Genomic DNA, 19,363 nt, shown 5'->3' with positions numbered 1-19,363 from the left:
GCAGGGCACGGGACAGTGACAACAGGGGACGGGGCTTCAGACATGCAGCAAGTGGACAAGTGGCGGGGCGTCGCGGCGGCGACAGGGGCGGCCGACCGGCCGGAGGCCGAGGCGGGCATACGGCTCGCCTACCGTACGGCCGGACTGGCCGAGCCGGAGCGGATCGTCTGGGCGGACTCGCCGCTCGCCGGACTGACCGCCGTCCGGTCCCTCACGGACCAGGGCAGATCGGTCCGTGACGAGGTGCGCACCAAGCCGTGGGCCGAGGAACGGCGGCGTATCCACGACGAGTTGGGCCCGGCCGGCTGGGCCGAGTGGTGGGGTGTCACCGGCGCCCGGCTGTGGGACACCACCCGCGCGCTCGCCGAGCGGATCCGCTCCGGCATCACCGACGCGCCCACCACGGATCCCGCAGATCTGCCCGAGACACGTCAGTTGCTGCTCGACGCGGTCCTCGGCCAGCACGACGCCGCCTGGCTCGCCGCGTTCGACGGCCGGGGCGAGCGCCTGGCGGGGCTCGCCGAGGTGGCGGCCCACGCCGGCTGGTGGTGGCCGTACGAGAAGGTGACGGTTGTTTGCGAACGCCCGGTGGAGCTGCACCGCGACGAGGCGGGACGCCTCGACCGCGGCGACGGCCCGGCCCTGGCCTACCCGGACGGCTTCGCGCTCTACGCGTGGCGCGGTATGCCGGTCCCGGCCGACTTCCTCGCCGAACTCACCACGCTCGACCCGACGCGGATCCGCACCGAGGAGAACGCGGAACTGCGCCGCGTGATGCTGGAGTACTACGGCTACGACCGCTATCTCGCCGAATCCGGCGCCGAGCCGATCGGCAAGGACGAGACCGGCATCCTGTGGCGGATAGCGCTCGCCGACGACGAGGACGTCGTGATGGTCGAGGTCGTCAACTCCACCCCGGAGCCCGACGGCACGAGCCGCACCTACTGGCTGCGGGTGCCGCCGAACACCCGTACCGCCAAGGAGGGTGTCGCCTGGACGTTCGGCCTCGACGCCCAGGCGTACGAACCGCTCAGGCAGACCTGACGGGACGCCCCTTCGGGCTCACCGGCTCCTAGGCCACCCCCGACAGGAGCGCCTCGGAGCCGATCGGCGACGAGCTGCCCTCCACCGTGCACGCGTAGGCGCCCGCGACCGCGCCGAGGCGTGCGCAGTCGTCCAGGTCCCGTCCCGCCAACTGCCCGTAGAGAAAAGCGGAGACGTACGCGTCGCCCGCGCCGTTGGAGTCCACCACCGGTGCGGGCGGGACGGTCGCCGGGATCGGCCGGGGCGTACGGCTGCCTTCGCGGGTCAGCAGATACGACCCGCCGGCGCCCGCGGTGGCCACCACCGCCTGCGCCCTGCCCTCACGCAGGATCTCCCGCATCACCGGGGCTATGCGCTCGCGCGCACCGGCGGCGCTGAGGAAGACCAGATCCGCGCGGTAGGCGAACTCCCGGTGGTAGGCGTTCATCCCGTCCCAGTCGTGCAGGTCGGTCGAGACCGGGACTCCCTGCTCGATGATGTCGTCGAGCAGGAAACGGGTGAAGTTCGTCAGCGACACATGGACCCGGCGGGCCCGCCGAAGGTGCGGCAGGTAGAACTCGCGCGGCATCCGCAGGTCTTCCGGATCGCGCGCGTCGTAGAAGGACATCCTGCGGCCCGTCTTCTCGACGAGATTGACCGCGCGACGCGTGCCCGCGGGCGAGATCAGCCCTTCGAAGTCCACCCCGCCCTTCGCGAGATGCTCGCGGACCTGACCGCCCGTCCAGTCGTCACCGATGAAGTCGAGGAATTTGACGTTCAGTCCGAGGGCCTGACAGCCCAGGGCCACATTGCCGCCGGTCTGTCCCGGCCATTCGCGGATCGGTCCGACCCCGATCGCGTCGGCGAGCGGGACGGGAAGCGAGTCGACACGGACCACGGTGTCCACGCCGCTGCCGCCGACGACCAGCACGTCGAGGCTGGGCCCGGCCCCCGGTTCCGCCTCCGACCGACCGCGCTCGACGTCCGGGTGTTCGGTCTGCTGCTGCGCCACAGTCTCCACCTTCGTTCCGGATTCCGGATGTCCGCCACAGTATGGCCGTGGCGCCGCCGGCCGGTGGCGGGTGCCCGTCACCGGCAGAACCGGTTACGACGGGCTGTCGGCGGCGAGGACCGCCCGGTCGACGCCCAGCTCACGCGCGAGCGCCTCGTCCGACCACTCCAGCAGGGTGTCGCGGGTCAGCGATCCCGCGTACGACGTCATCTGCACCGCGAGGCCGTCCAGCAGCGCGGTCAGCCGCCACGCCGTCGCCACCGGGTCCGCACAGCGGAACTCCCCGGCGTCCACGCCCTCGGTGATGACCGCGGCGAGCGCGGTCTTCCACTGCTGGTCGAGTTCGCTCGCCACCTCGTGCAGCGCGGGCTCGCGCGGCGCCGCCGCCCATCCCTCGATCCACAGCCGCCAGCCCTTGGCCTCACCGGTCGGCGCGTACCAGCGGGTCGCGGCGTGCAGTCGGCGCAGCGCGCTGGTACGACGGCCCAGCAACTCCCGCAACTGAGCCAGGTCTTCCTCCGCGGCATGCCGGAAGGCGGCGGCCAGAAGCTTCTCCTTCGTGGAGAAGTGGTACAGCACCAGGGCGTTGCTCACACCGAGGACGGCGGCGACATCCGCGATGCGCACGGCGGCCACCCCCCGTGTCTGGATCTGCTCGATCGCGGCGCGCAGCAGGTCCTCGCGTCGCTCCTCCACACTCAGCCGTACTCTCGCCACAACTGAACCCTAACCCCAGCCGGTTGACAGAAACCGCGGGCCTGTACACCGGCCGCTCCCGGTACCGGCCGGTCAGCGGTAGTGGCCGAACCGCTCGGCGATCAGGGGCAGTCGGTCGGCGGCGATCGCGTGCGCGGCGGCCCTCGGAGTCGTGCCCCCGGCCTCCGCACGCGCCAGCGTCAGCTCCGTCAGCGCGCGCATGGAGCGGCGCGTATGGGTGAAAGCCTCGTCCGCGTCGGCGCCGATGTCGCCGAAGAGGGTCCACCACCACCAGGCGTTCGTGGCGGAGTTGACGACGACGTCCGGCAGCACCGTGATCCCGCGGGCCGCCAGTAGTTCCTCCGCCTCGGCCAGGACGGGCATGTTCGCGGCCTCGACGATCCAACGGGCCGTGATCCGCGCCTGGTTGGTGGTGTCGATCGCGTACGAGACGGCGGCGGGCACCAGGATCTCGGCCTCCGCCGACAGCCAGGCGTCACCCGGCAGTTCCCGGTCGCCGGGGCGCAGCGCCGCGCGGTCCACGGTCCCGAACGGGTCACGCGCGGCCAGCAGCGATTCGACGTCCAGGCCGTCCGGGCAGGCGATTGTCCCCTTGACGTCCGCCACGGCCACGATCTTGAGCCCGGCCCGGGACAGGAACCGCGCGGTCGCCCCGCCCATCGTCCCCAGCCCCTGCACGGCGACCCGTGTCCCGTCGTGCGGCACCCCCGCCCGGTCGAGCGCGGTGAGCGCGGACTCGGCCACGCCGCAGCCCCCGGCGAGTTCGTCGAGCCCGATGCCGTCGACGTCCACGGCGAAGGCGTCGGCGAGACGCCGGCGCGCCGCCCGCTCGTCGTCCAGGAGCGGGTGGATCGCCTGGATGGTCGAGACGAGCCCCGCGTCGGCGGCGGCCCTGTCGATGAGGTCCTGGGTCAGTCCCAGGTCCTCGCCCGTGGTCCAGACGGTCTCGATGTACGGCCGGACGGCGCGCAGGTAGCGGACGAGGACGCCGTACGCCGCCGGGTCCCGGGGATCGCAGTCGATACCGCCCTTGGCCCCGCCGAGCGGGATGTAGCGCACCGACGGGTCGTCGTCGTAGTGCAGGGCCTCCTTCATGGTCATGCCACGGGCGAGCCCGGTCACCTCGTCCAGCGAGCAGCCGTCCCGCATCCGGAGTCCGCCGCTGGAGACGCCGCGCACGAGCCGGTCGACGACCAGATATCCCTTGCGGCCGGTCACGTCGTCGCACCAGGTCAGCGATATCAGGGGGGACATTGGTGCCTCCAGGCACGACGGCAGACCACGGGGGAGTGCTGCAACTGAATGGAAAGTCAGTATCGGGAGCCCGGTGCGCGGGTGTCAAAGAGCTCGCGGGCCCTCGGCGGGCAGGTCGCGGAGGTGGCCGTCGGGGGACTCGTCTCCGGGCGGCCGGGTGGCCGGATTTCGCCGGTCGGTGCTCGTGCGGGGGAATCCGCGAGATCGTCCGGACGTTGCATCAGCGTGCCCCGGACGGCACAACCGGCGTGGCACCCCGGTCCGATAAACCGCCCATAATGGGATGAACCGAACCTTCAGGAGATGCAGTGAACGGCGCCGGCTCCCCACCCTCACTCCGCTCCCGGCTGCGCTCGATGCGGTCCGAGGCCTTCGGGGCCGACTCGGCCGGCGAACGCCTGGAGCGGATCCACCGCTCTCCGAACTTCGCCGACGGTGTGTTCCAGAACCCTGAGGGCACCGCCAGAACCAGACCGTCAGGCTCCATGGTGGAGCTGTCGAAGGTCTACCTCCGTAAAGAGGCGCGGACCCGGCGCGCGCCCGCCGGCCCCATCCCGGTCCACCGGGACACCCTCGCGGACCTCGCCGTACCGCCCGCTTCCGGGCTGCGCCTGACCTGGATGGGCCACTCCAGCGTCCTCGCCGAGATCGACGGCCGACGCGTGCTCTTCGATCCGGTCTGGGGCGAGCGCTGCTCCCCCTTCTCCTTCGCCGGACCGAAGCGGCTGCACCCCGTGCCCGTCTCGCTCGCCGCACTCGGGCCGGTCGACGTCGTCGTCATCTCGCACGACCACTACGACCACCTCGATCTGCCGACGATCAAGGGGCTCGCCTCAACGAACACCGTCTTCGCGGTACCGCTGGGCGTCGGCGCCCACCTGGAGCACTGGGGCGTGCCCGCGGCGCGCCTGCGCGAGCTGGACTGGAACGAGACGGCCGAGGTGGCGGGCATCTCCTTCACCGCCACCCCCGCGCGGCACTTCTGCGGCCGGGGCCTGCGCAACCAGCAGCACACCCTCTGGGCGTCCTGGGCCGTCGCGGGACCCGAGCACCGCATCTACCACAGCGGCGACACCGGCTACTTCTCCGGCTTCCGCGACATCGGCGCCGCCCACGGCCCCTTCGACGCCACGATGATCCAGATCGGCGCCTACAGCGAATACTGGCCGGACATCCACATGACCCCCGCCGAGGGGCTGCGCGCGCACCTCGACCTCCAGCAGGGCGAGCCGTCCGGCGTGATGCTCCCGATCCACTGGGGCACCTTCAACCTCGCCCCGCACCCGTGGGCCGAGCCCGGCGAGGGCACGGTCACCGCCGCGGCGGAGGCGGGCGTACGGATCGCGCTGCCGCGTCCGGGCGAGTCCTACGAGCCGACGCTGACCGACAGCATCCCCGGCGCCCCGTGGTGGCGCTCGGTCGCCGTCCCGCCGGCCGGCGGCTGGCCGGAGGCGCTCCCGGCAGGGGAGAAGGCTTCGGTTTCGGCCACAGCCCCAGCCGTATCCACGGCCACGGCGACCGCGTCGGGTTCGGACTCCGGTACGTCGGACCAGGCCACGGGCACAGGCGGCGCGACGGCCAGGACGGATACCGGTCCCAGCGCCGGCGGGGGCTCGGCCGAGTCGGCGCCCTCCGCGCAGAGCGCGCCGTAACGCGGCCGGTGCCGTGCGCCTCGTACGGCGCACGGACCGGCCTCAGACCTGGACGACCGTCACGCCGCGCTCCTCGAACTGCCTCGCCTGCTCGGGGGCGCCGGTGTCCGTGATCAGCGTGCCGATGGCCTCCGTCGCACAGATCCGCGCGAAGGCCAGCGTGCCCAGCTTCGTACTGTCCGCCACCACCACGAGCCTGCGCGCACGTTCGGCGAGCAGTGCGTTGATGCTCGCCTCGTGTTCGCTGCGCGCGCTCGCCCCCGACTCCGCGTCGACGGCGTCTGCGCCGATGAAGGCGATGTCCAGACTCACCTCGCCCAGGATGTGCCTGGCCAGCGGCCCCACGAGTTCGTACGACTGGGGCATGGCCACTCCGCCCGTGGTCACGATCTTGATGTGCGGGCGCACGGCCAGTTCATGGGCGATGTTGAGTGCGTTGGTCACCAGGGTGACGGCCGGCTCGCCGCCCCTGTTCGACATGTCGGCCAGATCGCCCCGCGTGGCGACGGCGCGCGCGACCTCGGCCGTCGTCGTGCCGCCGTTGAGCCCGATCACCATGCCCCGGTACACCAGAGCGGCGGCGGCGTGGCCGATGCGCTGCTTCTCCGCCGACCGCCCCACCGACTTGTAGCGCGGTGGCAGCCCGTACGAGACGGAGTGCGCCACCGCCCCGCCCCGCGTGCGGGTGAGCAACTGCTGCTCGGCGAGATGGTCGAGGTCCCTGCGTACGGTCGCCGCCGACACCGACAGCTCGGCGGCGACGTCGTCCACGTCCAACCGGCCCCGCTCGGCGAGCAGTTCGAGCAGGGTGTTGTGCCGTTCGTACCGGTTCACCGCATCTCCTTCGCCGCTCTTCGGATCATTCAAGCACCTTCGAGCACCTTCAAGCCCGAGGGTCTTTGCTTGAAGGTGCTCGAAACTCTGCTCTAGCATGCAGAAACAAGCATTTCAGCGGAGAGATCCAGAGTGGAGAGCCGACGTGACCTTTGTCCAGACGGAACTGGCCAGTCAGCCCGCGAGCTGGAGCCGGGCGGCGGAGCTGGCCGACGGCCTGCTCGGCTCGGGCCGACTCCCCGAGGCCGGTGAGCGCACGGCGGTCGTCGGCTGCGGCACCTCGTACTACATGGCCCAGGCGTACGCGGCGCTCAGGGAGGGAGCCGGACAGGGGGAGACCGACGCCTTCGCCGCCTCCGAATTCCCGGCCGGCCGCCGGTACGACCGCGTCGTGGCGCTGACCCGGTCCGGCACCACCACCGAGGTCCTTCAACTGCTGGCGGCCGCACGCGGCACCGCCGCCCGGACGACCGCGATCACCGCCGACCCCGAGACACCGATCCGCTCGGCCGCCGACGACCTGGTCGTCCTCGACTTCGCCGACGAACAGTCCGTCGTGCAGACCCGGTTCGCCACCACGGCCCTCACCCTGCTCCGCGCCCACCTCGGCCTGCACACCGAATCGGTCGTCGCCGACGCGGAGCGCGCCGTGGCGGAGCCGCTGCCCGAAGGGGTCACCGACTGCTCGCAGTTCACATTCCTCGGGCAGGGCTGGACCGTCGGACTCGCCAACGAGGGCGCGCTCAAGATGCGGGAGGCGGCCCTCGCCTGGACGGAGTCCTACCCCGCGATGGAGTACCGGCACGGCCCCATCAGCATCACCACCGAGGGCACCGCGACCTGGCTGCTCGGCCCCGCGCCCGACGGCCTCGCCGAGCAGGTCGGCGCGACCGGCGGACTGTGGGTGGCCGGTGAACTCGACCCGCTGGCCGAGCTCGTACGGATCCAGCGCCTCGCGCTCGCGCTCGCCGACGCACGGGGTCTCGACCCCGACCGGCCGCGCCACCTCACCCGTTCGGTGATTCTCGCCGACGGGTAGCCGGACGGAGAGAGAGCTGTGCGGCCGTAAGGCGCCAGGCGGACGAGGGCCGGAGACGTGGGCAACGCTCCGGCCCTCAGCGCGATTGCACTGTTTCGGACTGTTGTGCGATGACTCATACCAGAGCGGGATGCTCTGTGGGCAACTTCGTCAACTGCCCGCCGAAACTGACTATTCGCCAACTACCGTGTGTGCTCGGTGATCAACGCTGGGCTTCTTTCGCATGTCCGCCCGCCGTCACGCCGCCGACCGCGCACCACACGACCGCACCACACAGCCGCAGAACACCGAATGCCTGGGGCCCCACGTACCGAGGACGCTGATGTCTCAACTTCGCGCACCCACCGCGCGACCCGATCGCCGAGAAGGCGGCCGGCACGGCCGGCCGGGCACCCGTACGCCCTCGGCCAAGGCGTCGCCTGCCAAAGGCCCGGCCGCACCCGAGCCTCCCGCACCGGCGCCGTCCGAAGCCGGTGTACGCCCCCAACTCCTGCGCGCCGCCGTGGTGCCGACCGTCATAGCCACGCTCAGCGGCCTTCTCGCCCTGCTCGTCACCGTCCGCTCCGGCGGGATGGCGCCGACCGCCGAGATCTGGGCCGCCGTCGTCGGTACGGTGCTGATCGGCGTCCTCGCGGCAACGGCCGCCGCCGTCGGTGCCGACCGCGTGGCCAGATCCGTGCACGACCGCTCCAACGCGCTGCGCCGGTCGAGCGCCCGCGCCCAGGCGGACCTGCGCGGCGTCGTGGAACAGCTGCGCCGCGGCGAGGGCCCGCCACCACGCCGGCCGCCCCCGGCGAAGGCACCCGTCGGCGACGAACTCGACCTGCTCGCCCAGGAACTGGGACGGTCCCAGGAGCACGCGATCGCCGCCGTCGTCCAGGCGTCCCGGCTGTCGAGCAGCGTCGGCAACGAACAGAAGGTCGAGGTCTTCGTCAACCTCGCGCGCCGCCTCCAGTCGTTGGTGCACCGGGAGATCCAGCTCCTGGACGAGCTGGAGAACAAGGTCGAGGACCCGGATCTGCTGAAAGGTCTCTTCCAGGTCGACCATCTCGCCACCCGCATCCGCAGGCACGCCGAGAATCTCGCCGTACTCGGCGGTGCCATCTCGCGCCGCCAGTGGAGCCGGCCGGTCTCGCTGACCGAGGTGCTGCGCTCGGCCGTCGCGGAGGTCGAGCAGTATCCGCGGGTCAAACTCGTGCCGCCCGTCAACGGCACCCTGCGCGGGCACGCCGTCGCCGACGTCGTCCATCTGCTGGCCGAACTCGTGGAGAACGCCACGCTGTTCTCGGCGCCGCACACCCAAGTCCTGCTCCGCGCCCAGCAGGTCACCGCCGGACTGGCCATCGAGGTCGAGGACCGCGGGCTCGGCATGCCCGCCGACGAGCAGAAGCGGATGAACGCCCTGCTCGCCGACCCCGACCAGGTCAATGTGGCCCATCTCCTCCAGGACGGGCGGATCGGGCTGTTCGTGGTGTCGGCGCTCGCCCGGCGGCACGGCATCGCCGTCCGGCTGCACGCCAACATCTACGGCGGGATCCAGGCCGTACTCGTCCTGCCACAGGCGTTGCTGGGTGTCGACGGAGACGCATCGGGGCAGACCGACGGCCAAGCCCCCGGAGCGCCCACGCCCACGCCCATGCCCGCTCCGGTGCGGGAGGCACCCCCCGCGCCCGCGCCACCGTCCGTACCCGCGCCGGTGTACGAGGCGGGGCCCGGCTCCGTGAGCCCTGCGAGCCCGGCGGCGGAAGCCCGCCGACGCCCGTCGCACCGGCGGGCCTCGGGGCGCCGGCCGCTGCCCGTACGAGGTGAGCGCGCCTCGCGCCCCGCGCCGGCCGACACGCCCACCGGCCCGACCGCGCGGCCCCGGCCCCCCGAACCGGATCAACACCCGCGGCCGGAAGAGTCGTTTCTGCCGGAGGACCCGTTCCGGCCGAAGGATCCGTTCCCGCCGGAGGGCCGGTTCCAGCCCTCGCCCCGGCCCGAGTTCCTGCCGGTGACGGACGGCCCCTCCGTACCCGGCGCCGTGCGCGGCACCATGGACCGGCCCCAACTGCCCAGGCGCCGCAGCCAGGAGCACCTCGTCCCCCAGTTGCGGGACGCGCCCGCACCGCCCGGCGACGAGGAACAGGCCCTCCACGATCCCGGTCTGATGGCCGCCTTCCAGCGCGGCATCGGCCTCGCCGAGGCCCAGCCCGCCAGGGACCCCGGGCCAGGACCCGCGCCCGCCCCCGCGACGGAACTGCCGGATCCGCGACGCGGAGACCGAGACAACCCCCCCAAGGAGTAGATCACCATGGCGAGCGATGCGCCGACAGGCCACGTCTCCGACCTCGACTGGCTGCTCAGCGGTCTGGTCCAGCGGGTGCCGTACACCCGTAGCGCGGTACTCCTCTCCTCCGACGGACTCGTCAGATCGGTCCACGGCCTCGACGCGGACAGCGCCGACCACATGGCCGCTCTCGCCTCCGGCCTCTACTCGCTCGGCCGCAGCGCCGGCGCGCGCTTCGGTGACAGCAGCGAGGTACGCCAGGTGGTGGTGGAACTGGACTCCACCCTGCTCTTCGTCTCGACGGCGGGTTCCGGCACCTGCCTGGCCGTACTCGCCGGACGCGAGGCGGACGCCGCCGTCCTCGGCTACGAGATGGCGATGCTGGTCAAGAGCGTCAGGCCATATCTGGCGACGCCGGTCAGGCAGGCGGCCGGCACCACATCGAGCGTCACGGGGCAGTGACCGTGACGGTCCCGACGGACGGGCCGTGGCTGGACGACGCGGCGGGCCGGCTCATCCGCCCGTACACGGTCAGCGGCGGCCGGACCCGCCCGACGGCGGAGCTGGATCTGATGTCGCTGGTCATGGCCACGGGAGCCATGAGCCAGACATATCTCGGCCCCGAGCACAGCGAGGCGCTCGCCCTCTGCCACGGGCCGACGTCCGTGGCGGAGATCGCCGGGCATCTGCGGCTGCCCGCCGTCGTCACGAAGATCCTGCTCTCCGACCTGATGGACAGCGGCGCCGTCACGGTCCGGCCACCCCACAACTTCGACAATCCCAGCGACTGTTCCCTTCTGGAGGCAGTACTCGATGGCCTACGACGACAGCTCTGACTCCTTCCCCACCCCGTTTCCCACCGCGCTCAAGGTCCTGGTGGCCGGCGGCTTCGGGGTGGGCAAGACGACATTCGTGGGAGCGGTCAGCGAGATCGCGCCGCTGAGCACCGAGGAACTGCTGACACAGGTCGGGGCCGAGACGGACGATCTGACGGGTGTCGAGCTGAAGACCTCGACCACGGTCGCCATGGACTTCGGCCGCATAACGCTCGACGAGCGTCATGTCCTCTATCTCTTCGGCACGCCAGGACAGGAGCGCTTCTGGTTCATGTGGGACGAACTCTGCCGGGGCGCCCTCGGCGCGATCGTCCTGGCCGACACACGGCGGCTGGAGAACTCCTTCTCCGCCGTGGACTTCTTCGAACAGCGCGGTATCGGATTCATCGTCGCGGTCAACGAGTTCGACGGCAGCTTCCGTTACGACCCCGAGGAGGTACGGGCGGCGATCGATCTCAGGCCGGAGGTGCCCGTCGTGATATGCGACGCGCGCATCGCCAGCTCCGGGATCCAGACGCTGGTCACCCTCGTCCAGCACCTGCTCACCGCCGCTCCGGCCGCCGCCGTCCCCGATTCCGTCGTCGCGAGCGGCGTCGGTCCGGACGACGGGGTGTTGTCGTGAGGTACGACCCCATCGGCCGGCTGCTGCTCACCCCCGTCGACCGGGACGCGCCCGACCGGGTACGGCGGCTGCGCCTGCTCGGCATCGGCGAACGGTCCGAGCCGGCCTTCGACGCCTTCGCGCTGCATCTCGCCCAACTCGCGGGCACGCCACGTGCGATGGTCAACTTCATAGACGAGGAGCGGCAGTTCTACGCGGGCCTGCACGCTCCGGTCCCCGGGACCGGACGCTTCAGGGACCGCGACCACGGCTTCTGTCCCCATGTGGTGGTACGGCGCAAGGCGCTCGTCCTGGAGGACGTACGGGACTTCCCGCAGTTCGCGGGCAACGCCATCGTGGACGAGACCGGCCTGCGCTCCTACTTGGGCGTGCCGCTCATCGACCGGACCGGTATCGCGCTCGGCACCGTCTGCGTCGTGGACACCCGGCCCCGGCACTGGGGGAGAGCCGGCCTGGAGACCGTCAAGTCGCTGGCCGTCGAGCTGTCCGAGCAGATACGCCGGAGGGAGGACGGCGGATCAATTTAGCTGTACGCGCACGGTCTCGCCGTCCGCGAAGGTCAACCGCACCGCACCATCGTCCACTTGCACGTGGACCGAGTCGCGCAGCGCCGATGCGTCCGGTGCCGCCGACGCGTCCCCGGCGAGGGCGATCAGCGTCACCAGGAGGTGCGTCCCACCCGGATGGCCCTCCAGCCGCAGGCAGGGTGTCGCGGAGTACGTGCCGTAGGCGTTGGCGCCCTCCCGGCGGACGACCGTTCCCGCCCGTCCGGGATCCCAGCCGTACAGCCCCACCACCGCGCTGCTCAGACCGGCGGCCGTGCGAGCGAGCGCCCAGCCGGGACCGGAGTCGGTCGTCGGCGGCGCGTCGGACGCGGCCACCGAGTGACCGCCCTCCCGGACAGGACAGCCCGCCGGCGCTTCGACCTGATGCACCCGGATCTCCCAAGCCCCGTGCAGCACACTCGTCGTGGCGATCCGGAACGGCCCTCGCTCGCCGGGCAGTTCGGCCTCGTACCAGGACGAGGCGATCCGGCCCTCGCACCGCTCCGGGTGGATCCGGCGTCGTCTGCTGGGGGTGCCGTCCGGCGCGAGCAGCGCGAGGTGGTTGCCGAGCCGGTCGGCCCACGCCTCGGCGGCCGTGTCGGGCGCCGTCGCCGACGTATAGCCGAACGCGGCGTAATGCGGGTCGTCGTCGCCCGGCTCCCTCGCGGGAGAAGCCGCCCCCTGCGGGTCCTGATGGTCGCTGCCGTGGTTGACCAGCCGTACGATCCCGTCGCGCTCGGTGCCGTGCAGCAGCCAGCCCGGCGCGGGCAGCGCGGTGTACTGGTCCGACTCCTCGACGGGCAAAGGCAGTTCGGGCTCCGTCCAGACGGCGTGGTCGGCGGGCAGCAGCAGCCCGACGAAGGCCTTGCTCGCCCAGTACGGCGACGCGGGCCCCGAATAGGACTGGGTGACCGGGAGGAACGCGTCGTACCAGCCGAGGGTGAGCAGCCCGCGCTCGTCGGGCACCCCGCGCTCCACGAAGTGCCGCACCGCGCCCGAGGCGAGCCGGCGGGTGAGCCCCGGAGCCAGCGGGGTGCAGTCGGCCAGCGCACCCATCCACACCGGGGCCGCGGCGGCGAAGCGGTATGTCAGCGAACGACCCTGGTGGACCGGGGCGCCGTCGGCGCCGAAGAAGTGCGGGTGGTTGGTGAGGAAGCGGGCGAGCCGCCGCCGGTAGACCTCGGTGCGCCCGCCGTCGTCGCCCACCGAGCCCGTGGCCTGCCGGGCTCCCGGCCCAACTCCCGGCGCCACAGCGGAACCCGCTCCCGAACCGGCGACCATCCGCGACCAGAGCAGCGGATACAGATGCATCGCCCAGCCGTTGTAGTAGTCGAACTTCCGCCCGTCGCCGTCCGTGTACCAGCCGTCCCCGACGTACCAGTCCTCGATCCTGTCCAGTCCGTTCTCGATGTCGGCGCGGCTGTGCGGAGCCCCGACCGAGGCGAGGAACTGCTCCGAGACGACCTGGAAGAGCCGCCAGTTGTTGTCGTGCGTACGGCGGCCGACGAAGCCCCCGAGCCAGTCCGCCACCCGCTCGCGCACCCGCGTGTCCAGCCGGTCCCAGATCCACGGGCGGGTCTCGTGCAGCCCGATCGCGATCGAGGCGGCCTCCACCATCTGCTGCGAACGGTCGGCCAGTCGGGGCCAGGACTCCCCGCTGCCGGGATCCGTACCGGCGGCGAGTCCGGCCGCGTACCGCTCGATCAGCGCCTCGTCCACCTTTCCACGTGCCCCCGCGATCCGGAAGGCGGCGAGCAGGAACGACCGGGCGTAACCCTCAAGTCCGTCGGAGAGCTCGCCCGACCCGCTGGTCCTGCCGGGCAGCCGGTACAGCGCCCGGCCCGGCGTGGCGTACGGGAGGAGCGCGTCGAGCAGCTGGTCGGCGACCGACTCCCAGTGGGCGCGGGTCCAGCCGGTGCGCGGCGACAGGGCCGTGTCGGTGGGCGGCAGGACCAGCCGCGAGTGCCTCGCCGGGTGGGCCGGTCCGTCCTCGATCCCCGCACGGGCTGATGGGTTGTCAGACACGGTGCTCCAGAACGTCGACCGCCAACTCGCGTACCACCGACTCGTCCACCTCGACCCCGAGCCCCGGCCCTTCGGGCACCCAAGCGGTCCCGTTCTCCACCCGTACGGTCTCGCCCGCGTACGGCGAGCCGATGAACTGTCGGCCGTTGAGATCGACCGGTGTCGTGATGCCGTACGCCGCGAACAGGTGCAGCGAGGCGGCCAGCCCCAGGTCCGACTCGGTGAGCCCCGACCCCATCAGCTCGACCCCGCAGTCCTCGGCGAGCGAGCACAGCCGCCGGGAGAGCGTGAGGCCACCGCTGCGCTGAACCTTGGCGATCGCGACGTCGACCGCCCCGAGCCGGACGAACGTCGCCAGATCACTCGGGTGCCGCAGGCTCTCGTCCAGCGCCACCGGCACGGCCGACAGGTCCCGCAGCCGCCGCAGTCCCGCGATGTCGTTGGCGGGCAGGGGCTGTTCGAAGGCGGTGACCCCGAGCGCGTCGAACCGGCGGGCCATCCGCAGCGCGACGGGCACGGTGTACGCCTGATTGGCGTCGACCCACAGCGGGGCGTCCGGAGCGTGTTCGCGTACGGCGGCCACCACGGCCGCGTCGGTGTCCTCGTCGTGCAGACCGACCTTGACCTTGAAGGCGCGGTACCCCTCGGCCCGCCCCTCGGCGACGCTCTCACCCACCTCGGCGGGCGACTGGCCCGACACGATCCAGCCGAGTTCGATGCTCGAAGTCCGGCGCTGCCCCCACAGCACACCGAGCGGCACCCCCGCCGCCCGGCCCAGCAGATCGTGCAGCGCCACGTCCACGGCGCTCTTGGCGAGGGGCGCGCCGATGGTGAATCCCCGGTTGACCGCGCGGTCGAAGGCGGTGTCGACGGCGTCCAGATTCCAGACGGGCGTGCCGATGATCGCGGGGGCGAGGTAGCGGTCGACGGTCGTCACGATGGACTCGGCGGTCTCGTACGTCCAGGCGGGAATGGGTGTCGCCTCGCCCCACCCGTACAGCCCGTCGGCGCCGACCCGGACCAGGATCCGGACGGACGGGGTGCCCGCGACGGCCACGGAGCCGCCCGCGACGCCGAAGGAGCGGTGGGTGGGCAGCTCGACGGCGAACGTCTCGACACGGTCGATCCTCATGCCGGCCAACTCCTCCTTCATCTCGCCCCTCTCCCTCATCCCACTTCTCCTTCGGATCGCTTCTCCTCGGGCGGGGCTTCGGCCGGCGGCGGCCCGGTGCTGGCCCGCAGCACCACCTCGCCGCCCACCCGGAGCACCCGCGAACGCTGCCCGTGCGGCTCGCGCAGCGCCAGCGAGATGGCGTGCTGGCCCATGGCGGTCAGCGGCAGGGCGACGGTGGTGAGCGGGGGAGTCAACTCCCGTACGAGCGGGATGTCGTCGAAGCCCGCGAGCGAGATGTCGGTGGGCACGTCGATGCCCGCCTCGCGGAACGCGGCGAGCGCGCCCACCGCCATCACGTCGGTCACGCCGAAGACACAGGTGGGGCGGGTCCGGCGGGTGAGGAGTTCGCGGGCGGCCGCGTAGCCGCCGTCGCGGGTGAACGCGCCTTCCACGACGCATTCGGGCTCCAGCGTGATCCCCGCCTCGGCGAGCCCCTCGCGGAATCCGGCCAGTCTGTCCGCGACGGTGGTGAGGTTGGGCGGCCCGCTCAGCACGGCGAACCGCCGGTGCCCGAGCGCCAGCAGCGCGCGGGCGAGCGCCGTCGCGCCCGCGCGGTTCTCGGGCAGGACGGCGTCGGCGCGCACACTGCGGTGCCGGCTGACGACGGCGACCCGGCCGCCCGCGCGGATGTACGGGTCGAGTTCGGCGCTCAACGCCCGTTCCCAGGTGCGGTCCTGGAAGCCGGAGCCGATCAGCAGGATGGCGCGGGCGCGCTGGGCGCGGAGGATGGAGACGTACTCGATCTCCCTCGCCGGTTCGCGGAACGTGCTCGCGAGCATGACCAGGACGTCCTGTTCGGCGGCAGCGCGCATCACACCGTCGGCGATCGCGGCGAAGTACGGGTCGCCGACGTCGTGACAGATCAGTCCGACCGTGTTGCTCGACGAACTGGCGAGCGCCTGGGCATGTGCGTTGGGGATGTAACCGAGCAAATCCGCCGCCGCCCTTACGCGGTCGCGCAGTTCGTCCCGGACGCGCGCGGTTCCGTTCAGGGCCCTGGACGCGGTCGCCAGCGATACGCCCGCGCGGCGGGCCACGACGTCCAGCGTCACATGGGCACTTGGTTCCCGTTCACTCAAGACGGCCCCCGAGTCGCGGTGGCGGCAGGTCCCCTGACGGGGCCCCGAAACTTCCGGACGACCTATTGACCGTTCGGACAAGCAGTCATTAGCGTGGCGATCACCTTACCAGAAAGCGCTTTCTGAAAGCGCTTCTTCCGTTGGGCAGTACGGCAGCCGGTACAGCAGAGGGTCGGACAGCGGTGCCCAACCGCTCTCGATTCCCGAGGAGTTGACTGTGAGCCAGAGCGTCATGCCGGGACCGACAAAAGAGATCGCGGGAGTCGCCACACGCAACAGGCCAGGAGCGGGGGAGCGGTTCGGCAAGGCCGTCGAGACCAGCTGGCGGCCCGTCGCGCTGCTGTTCGCGTGCTTCGTCGCGTGGTGGGCCGTCGCTGCCGCCGAGTTGGTCGAGCCGTATCTTGTCCCCTCGCCCGGGGCGACCCTCGACGTACTGACGGGCAAGACCAGTTACATCTGGGAACACACGTGGGTGACCACCTACGAGACGTTGCTCGGCTTCGTCATCGCCGTCGTCGTCGGGGTGCTCGCCGCCGTCGTCATGGTCTACTCGTCGACCGTCGAGAAGACCCTGTACCCGATCCTGCTCTTCGCCCAGGTCGTACCGAAGATCGCCATCGCGCCGCTGTTCGTCGTCTGGCTCGGCTTCGGCATCACGCCGAAAGTCCTGATCGCGGTGCTCATCGCCTTCTTCCCGGTCGTGATCTCCATGGTCACCGGCCTCAAGGCGGTCGACCCGGAGATGCTCCAGCTCTCCGCGACGATGGGGGCGAAGCCGTGGCAGACCTTCGCCAAGATCCGCTTCCCGGCCTCGCTGCCGCATCTGTTCTCGGGCCTCAAGGTCGCCGTGACACTCGCGGTGACCGGCGCGGTCGTCGGTGAGTTCGTCGGCGCCAACGAGGGCCTGGGCTACGTGATCCTCCAGGCCAACGGAAACCTCGACACCCCGATGCTCTTCGCGGGCCTGCTCGTCATGTCACTGATCGGCGTCGTCCTGTTCGTCCTGGTCGAGATCGCCGAGAAGCTTCTCCTGCCCTGGCACGCCAGCCGCCGGGACAACAACGTCACGACCTCGTTCTGATGAGGCCTATCGGTGACGTCCGATCGACCGAGCAAGACCGACAGACCGACCACGTCCGACCCCGACCTCTCCTCCGAGAAGGGCCAGCCATGCACTCCCGCAGACTCCTGATCGGCCTCGTGCCGCTTCTTCTGGTCGCCACCGCCTGCGGCGAGGACGGCGACAAGACCACCACCAGCGACTCCGGCAAGAAGCTCGACAAGGTGACGCTGACGCTCAACTGGTACCCGTACGGCGAACACGCGCCGTTCTACTACGGCGTCAAGGAGAAGATCTTCGAGAAGCACGGCATCGACCTGGAGATCCGCGCGGGCCAGGGATCCCAGAAGACCGTGCAGGCGACCGCCGCCGGGCAGACCGACTTCGGCTGGGCCGACACCCCCGCCGTGATCAGCGGGGTCGACCAGGGCGTCAACGTCAAGAGCCTCGGTGTGATGCTCCAGACGACGCCGTCGTCCGTGCAGTTCTTCGCCGACCAGAACATCAAGACGCCCGCCGACATCAAGGGCAAGACGATCGCGGGCACGGCCGGTGACGCGCTCAGCAAGACGTTCCCGATCTTCCTGGAGAAGAACAACCTCAAGCTGTCCGACGTCAAGGTCCAGAACACCGACCCGGCGGGCAAGATCGCCGCGGTGATCTCCGGCAAGACGGACGCGCTGCTCGGTTACGCGAGCGACCAGGGCCCGACCATGGCGGACAAGGCCAAGAAGGACGTCGAGTACCTGCGCTTCTCGGAGAACGGGCTCAACTTCTACTCCAACGGCCTGATCGCCGGCCAGAAGATCCTCAAGACGGACGCCGACCTGACGAAGCGCATGGCCACCGCGGTCAGCGAGGCGTGGGCCGCCGCCGAGAAGGCGCCGGAGCCCGCGGTCGCCGCGATGGAGGGCGCCTCCGAGCAGCTTCCGCCGGAGGCCGTACTGACCGAGCAGTTCGCGACGACGATCACGCTGCTGCACACCGAGTCGACCCAGGGCAAGGCCCCCGGACTCAACACCGAGGCCGACTGGCAGGAGACCATCGACGTCTTCGCCGAGGCCGGTCTCGTCAAGAACCCCAAGGCGCCGGCGGATTACTGGGACAGCTCGGCACTGAAGGGATGACGATGCCCAGGGAAGCGACTCTCCGGGAGCATGGCGTGAGCAAGACCGGTCTCAGCAAGGACGACGGAACGAAGGACGGCGCGGGTGCCGACGGCACGGCGGCGGTCTCCCTGAACGACGTGGCGGTCCGGTTCCGTACGAAGGACCGCGACGTCACCGCCCTTCAGGACGTGTCGCTCGATGTGCCGATGGGCGAGTTCGTGGCGATCGTCGGCCCCTCGGGGTGCGGCAAGTCGACACTGCTCAAGCTGGTCGCCGGGCTGCTGAAGGCGTCCGGCGGTGACGTTCGGCTGCACGGCGAGCGCGTCGACGGGCCCCGGCCCGACATCGGTTACGTCTTCCAGCGGGCCGCCCTGCTGGAGTGGCGCAGCGCCCGGCGCAACATCCTGCTCCAGGCGGAGATGCGCCGGATGCCGAACGCGCTGGCACGCGAACGCGCGGACGAGCTCATCAAGATGACCGGCCTCGGCGGCTTCGAGGACGCGTATCCGCATGAGCTGTCCGGCGGGATGCAGCAGCGGGTGGCCCTGTGCCGGGCGCTGCTGCACCAGCCGCCGGTGCTGCTGATGGACGAGCCGTTCGGCGCGCTGGACGCGCTGACGCGCGAGCAGATGAACATGGAGCTCAACCGCATCTGGCGGGAGACCGGCACGACCGTGCTGCTGGTCACCCACTCCATCTCGGAGGCGGTCTACCTGGCGAACCGGGTCGTCGTGATGAGCCCCCGGCCCGGCACGATCACGGAGATCATCGACGTGGGGCTGCCGCCGGAGCGGGACTATGTGGAGACCCTGGCCCGGCCGGAGTTCCGCGAGGCGACGACGCACATCAGGGAACTGCTGGGGGCGGCGTCGGCGCAGGACTGAACGGGGGACCGGTCCCAGAAACCGGGCGGTGGCGGCACGACCTGTCGAAGTGCCGCCACCGCCCGTGTACGCCGCGTCGCACGGTGCCCGTGCCCCGTACCGACCGGGGCTCGCTCACCCGGTGAGACCGCGTGGCGCACACTCGGCCGCCCTTCCCGCCCCGGCCACGCCGGCGGAGGGAGGGGCGGTTCGCCGTCCGCCCGTCCGCCCCGATAACCGGGTGTCCTCG

At 71.4% G+C, this 19,363-nt stretch carries 18 protein-coding genes; 11 read left to right on the top strand and 7 right to left on the bottom strand.

All coding sequences use genetic code 11. From position 1 onward, the window contains the following. Positions 1-42: 42 nt before the first annotated feature. Entirely contained in the window at positions 43-1,044 is a 1,002-nt protein-coding gene (locus tag ACFWHU_RS00895; protein WP_387222938.1) for a DUF6745 domain-containing protein, read from the top strand. Between the two features lie 28 nt (positions 1,045-1,072). Here ACFWHU_RS00895 and ACFWHU_RS00890 read toward each other — a convergent pair whose 3' ends face one another. The 3 genes from ACFWHU_RS00890 to ACFWHU_RS00880 form a co-directional block, all read right to left on the bottom strand. Further along, positions 1,073-1,951 carry a carbohydrate kinase family protein gene (locus ACFWHU_RS00890; protein ID WP_387223929.1) on the bottom strand — a complete coding sequence of 293 codons (879 nt, stop codon included), beginning with the start codon at positions 1,949-1,951 and terminating at the stop codon, positions 1,073-1,075. 177 nt (positions 1,952-2,128) lie between these two features. Next, positions 2,129-2,752 (bottom strand): TetR/AcrR family transcriptional regulator, encoded by a 624-nt coding sequence (locus ACFWHU_RS00885; protein WP_387222936.1) that lies wholly within the window; start codon positions 2,750-2,752, stop codon positions 2,129-2,131. Between the two features lie 72 nt (positions 2,753-2,824). Beyond that, a complete protein-coding gene (locus tag ACFWHU_RS00880; RefSeq protein ID WP_387222933.1) occupies positions 2,825-4,006 on the bottom strand; it encodes a Glu/Leu/Phe/Val dehydrogenase dimerization domain-containing protein in 1,182 nt (393 codons plus the stop codon). Between the two features lie 356 nt (positions 4,007-4,362). Between ACFWHU_RS00880 and ACFWHU_RS00875 the strand changes: the two genes are divergently transcribed. After that, positions 4,363-5,658 carry an MBL fold metallo-hydrolase gene (locus tag ACFWHU_RS00875; protein ID WP_387223927.1) on the top strand — a complete coding sequence of 432 codons (1,296 nt, stop codon included), beginning with the start codon at positions 4,363-4,365 and terminating at the stop codon, positions 5,656-5,658. A gap of 42 nt (positions 5,659-5,700) precedes the next feature. On the opposite strand, the gene ACFWHU_RS00870 is transcribed toward ACFWHU_RS00875, so the two are convergent. Continuing rightward, positions 5,701-6,492, bottom strand: coding sequence for a DeoR/GlpR family DNA-binding transcription regulator (locus ACFWHU_RS00870; RefSeq protein ID WP_385793162.1), 792 nt, complete (start codon positions 6,490-6,492; stop codon positions 5,701-5,703). 145 nt (positions 6,493-6,637) lie between these two features. On the opposite strand from ACFWHU_RS00870, the gene ACFWHU_RS00865 reads away from it, so the two are divergent. The 6 genes from ACFWHU_RS00865 to ACFWHU_RS00840 all read left to right on the top strand — a co-directional run bounded on the left by ACFWHU_RS00865 (position 6,638) and on the right by ACFWHU_RS00840 (position 11,785). Further along, complete coding sequence (locus ACFWHU_RS00865; protein WP_387222930.1) at positions 6,638-7,531, top strand: SIS domain-containing protein; 894 nt, start codon at positions 6,638-6,640, stop codon at positions 7,529-7,531. A 322-nt stretch (positions 7,532-7,853) separates the two neighbouring features. Continuing rightward, positions 7,854-9,818, top strand: coding sequence for an ATP-binding protein (locus tag ACFWHU_RS00860; protein WP_385793165.1), 1,965 nt, complete (start codon positions 7,854-7,856; stop codon positions 9,816-9,818). A gap of 6 nt (positions 9,819-9,824) precedes the next feature. After that, on the top strand, positions 9,825-10,262 hold the full coding sequence (locus ACFWHU_RS00855; RefSeq protein WP_385793167.1) for a roadblock/LC7 domain-containing protein: 438 nt from the start codon (positions 9,825-9,827) through the stop codon (positions 10,260-10,262). A 2-nt stretch (positions 10,263-10,264) separates the two neighbouring features. Then, entirely contained in the window at positions 10,265-10,636 is a 372-nt protein-coding gene (locus ACFWHU_RS00850; RefSeq protein WP_385793169.1) for a DUF742 domain-containing protein, read from the top strand. Next, complete coding sequence (locus ACFWHU_RS00845; RefSeq protein ID WP_387222926.1) at positions 10,614-11,258, top strand: ATP/GTP-binding protein; 645 nt, start codon at positions 10,614-10,616, stop codon at positions 11,256-11,258. The genes ACFWHU_RS00850 and ACFWHU_RS00845 overlap by 23 nt, the downstream gene beginning before the upstream one ends. Beyond that, positions 11,255-11,785, top strand: coding sequence for a GAF domain-containing protein (locus tag ACFWHU_RS00840; protein ID WP_387222923.1), 531 nt, complete (start codon positions 11,255-11,257; stop codon positions 11,783-11,785). The genes ACFWHU_RS00845 and ACFWHU_RS00840 overlap by 4 nt, the downstream gene beginning before the upstream one ends. On the opposite strand, the gene ACFWHU_RS00835 is transcribed toward ACFWHU_RS00840, so the two are convergent. The 3 genes from ACFWHU_RS00835 to ACFWHU_RS00825 form a co-directional block, all read right to left on the bottom strand. Beyond that, positions 11,777-13,759 carry a DUF2264 domain-containing protein gene (locus ACFWHU_RS00835; RefSeq protein WP_387223925.1) on the bottom strand — a complete coding sequence of 661 codons (1,983 nt, stop codon included), beginning with the start codon at positions 13,757-13,759 and terminating at the stop codon, positions 11,777-11,779. The genes ACFWHU_RS00840 and ACFWHU_RS00835 overlap by 9 nt on opposite strands. 61 nt (positions 13,760-13,820) lie before the next feature. Beyond that, positions 13,821-14,999 (bottom strand): mandelate racemase/muconate lactonizing enzyme family protein, encoded by a 1,179-nt coding sequence (locus ACFWHU_RS00830; protein ID WP_387222920.1) that lies wholly within the window; start codon positions 14,997-14,999, stop codon positions 13,821-13,823. Continuing rightward, positions 14,996-16,054: a LacI family DNA-binding transcriptional regulator gene (locus tag ACFWHU_RS00825; protein WP_387223923.1), complete on the bottom strand. Its 1,059-nt coding sequence runs from the start codon at positions 16,052-16,054 to the stop codon at positions 14,996-14,998. The genes ACFWHU_RS00830 and ACFWHU_RS00825 overlap by 4 nt, the downstream gene beginning before the upstream one ends. A gap of 259 nt (positions 16,055-16,313) precedes the next feature. On the opposite strand from ACFWHU_RS00825, the gene ACFWHU_RS00820 reads away from it, so the two are divergent. The 3 genes from ACFWHU_RS00820 to ACFWHU_RS00810 all read left to right on the top strand — a co-directional run bounded on the left by ACFWHU_RS00820 (position 16,314) and on the right by ACFWHU_RS00810 (position 19,134). After that, complete coding sequence (locus ACFWHU_RS00820; protein WP_107434013.1) at positions 16,314-17,162, top strand: ABC transporter permease; 849 nt, start codon at positions 16,314-16,316, stop codon at positions 17,160-17,162. A gap of 89 nt (positions 17,163-17,251) precedes the next feature. Continuing rightward, positions 17,252-18,268, top strand: a complete 1,017-nt coding sequence (locus ACFWHU_RS00815; protein ID WP_385793176.1) for an ABC transporter substrate-binding protein — start codon at positions 17,252-17,254, stop codon at positions 18,266-18,268. After that, on the top strand, positions 18,265-19,134 hold the full coding sequence (locus tag ACFWHU_RS00810) for an ABC transporter ATP-binding protein (RefSeq protein ID WP_387222917.1): 870 nt from the start codon (positions 18,265-18,267) through the stop codon (positions 19,132-19,134). The genes ACFWHU_RS00815 and ACFWHU_RS00810 overlap by 4 nt, the downstream gene beginning before the upstream one ends. Positions 19,135-19,363 lie beyond the last annotated feature (229 nt).

This window comes from Streptomyces sp. NPDC060366 (genome assembly GCF_042725135.1).
GTDB lineage: Bacteria > Actinomycetota > Actinomycetes > Streptomycetales > Streptomycetaceae > Streptomyces.
Note: the sequence above shows the minus strand (reverse complement) of the source record. Positions and strands in the feature narration are given on the sequence as shown.

What these genes read in the sequence shown, in the direction of transcription:
- ACFWHU_RS00895 (WP_387222938.1), top strand. Translation starts at nt 43, where the DNA reads ATGCAGCAAGTGGACAAGTGGCGGGGCGTCGCGGCGGCGACAGGGGCG.
- ACFWHU_RS00880 (WP_387222933.1), bottom strand. Translation starts at nt 4,006, where the DNA reads ATGTCCCCCCTGATATCGCTGACCTGGTGCGACGACGTGACCGGCCGC.
- ACFWHU_RS00875 (WP_387223927.1), top strand. Translation starts at nt 4,363, where the DNA reads ATGCGGTCCGAGGCCTTCGGGGCCGACTCGGCCGGCGAACGCCTGGAG.
- ACFWHU_RS00860 (WP_385793165.1), top strand. Translation starts at nt 7,854, where the DNA reads ATGTCTCAACTTCGCGCACCCACCGCGCGACCCGATCGCCGAGAAGGC.
- ACFWHU_RS00855 (WP_385793167.1), top strand. Translation starts at nt 9,825, where the DNA reads ATGGCGAGCGATGCGCCGACAGGCCACGTCTCCGACCTCGACTGGCTG.
- ACFWHU_RS00845 (WP_387222926.1), top strand. Translation starts at nt 10,614, where the DNA reads ATGGCCTACGACGACAGCTCTGACTCCTTCCCCACCCCGTTTCCCACC.
- ACFWHU_RS00830 (WP_387222920.1), bottom strand. Translation starts at nt 14,999, where the DNA reads ATGAGGGAGAGGGGCGAGATGAAGGAGGAGTTGGCCGGCATGAGGATC.
- ACFWHU_RS00820 (WP_107434013.1), top strand. Translation starts at nt 16,314, where the DNA reads ATGCCGGGACCGACAAAAGAGATCGCGGGAGTCGCCACACGCAACAGG.
- ACFWHU_RS00815 (WP_385793176.1), top strand. Translation starts at nt 17,252, where the DNA reads ATGCACTCCCGCAGACTCCTGATCGGCCTCGTGCCGCTTCTTCTGGTC.
- ACFWHU_RS00810 (WP_387222917.1), top strand. Translation starts at nt 18,265, where the DNA reads ATGACGATGCCCAGGGAAGCGACTCTCCGGGAGCATGGCGTGAGCAAG.